Raw genomic sequence first — 1,303 nt, forward strand, 5'->3', positions numbered from 1 at the left:
GGCCTGGGCCAGCGCCTGAGTCACTCGCCACGCCAGCTGTCCGGCGGCGAGCAGCAACGGGTCGCCATTGCCCGGGCATTTGCCGCCAATCCCGACGTGCTGTTTGCCGATGAACCCACCGGCAACCTGGACAGCCACACTGGTGAGCGCATCACCGACCTGCTCTTTGAACTGAACAAGGAAAACGGCACCACCCTGGTGCTGGTGACCCATGACGAACGCCTGGCCCATCGTTGCCGGCGCCTGATCCGTCTTGAAGCTGGCCATCTGGTCGGCCCTCTGGAGCCCTGATGGCACGTCTGCCGCTGTTGCGCATGCTGAGTCTGGCCGTACGCCAATTACTGCGCGATGCCCGCGCCGGCGAGCTGCGGGTGCTGTTCTTCGCCCTGCTGGTCGCCGTGGCGGCCAGCACGGCCATCGGCTACTTCGGTGCCCGTCTTAATGGCGCGATGTTGTTGCGTGCCACTGAGTTCCTCGGCGCCGACCTGGTGCTTGATGGCACGGCCCCGGCCCGTGAAGAACAAATCAAGGTCGGCAACGACCTGGGCCTCGAACACGCCCGGGTGGTCGAATTCGCCAGCGTGATTGCCACCGACAATGGCATTCAGCTCTCCAGCATCAAGGCGGCAGACGATGCCTACCCGTTGCGCGGCGAACTGAAAAGCGCCCCGCAGCCCTATGCCGAAGAACAGCCTGGGGGCGGTCCCAAATCCGGTGAGGCCTGGGCCGAAGCCCGACTGCTGACCGCGCTGGACCTGAAGGTCGGCGATGAAATCGATGTCGGTTCAAAAACCGTGCGTATCACCCGCGTGCTGACTTACGAACCCGACCGGGCCGGCAACCTTTACAGCCTGACCCCACGAGTACTGATCAATCTGGACGACCTTGCCGCCACCGGCATCGTACAACCGGGCAGCCGTGTCACCTACCGCGAACTGTGGCGCGGTGAAGCACCGGCGCTGGAATCGTATCGCCAGGTGATCAAGCCTGGCCTGGACGCCAACCAGCGCCTCCTGGACGGCCGTGACGGCAACCAGCAGATCGGCGGTGCGCTGGGCAAGGCCGAACGCTACCTGAACATGGCCAGCCTGGTGGCGGTGCTGCTGGCGGGCGTGGCCGTAGCGTTGTCTGCCACCCGCTTTGCCAATCGGCGTTTCGATGCCAGCGCCCTGCTGCGTTGCCTCGGCCTGTCACGGCGCGGAACACTCTGGTTGTTTACCCTGCAACTGAGTGTGCTCGGGCTGATGGCCAGCCTCGCCGGCGCCTTTCTCGGCTGGCTCGCGCAACTTGGACTGTTCGCCCT

The 1,303-nt window shown here is 65.0% G+C and carries 2 protein-coding genes; both read left to right on the forward strand.

Features of this window, described 5'->3' with window-relative positions; translation table 11 throughout:
• Nucleotides 1-291: ATP-binding cassette domain-containing protein (locus GHO42_RS02990; RefSeq protein WP_153384108.1), on the forward strand; the 291-nt coding region annotated here is incomplete at its 5' end.
• On the forward strand, nt 291-1,303 hold a 1,013-nt coding region (locus GHO42_RS02995; protein ID WP_153384109.1), incomplete at its 3' end, for an FtsX-like permease family protein. The genes GHO42_RS02990 and GHO42_RS02995, both read left to right, overlap by 1 nt.

It is taken from the genome of Pseudomonas sp. FSL R10-0056 (genome assembly GCF_009600105.1).
In the GTDB taxonomy this organism is placed as follows: Bacteria; Pseudomonadota; Gammaproteobacteria; order Pseudomonadales; family Pseudomonadaceae; genus Aquipseudomonas; species Aquipseudomonas bubulae.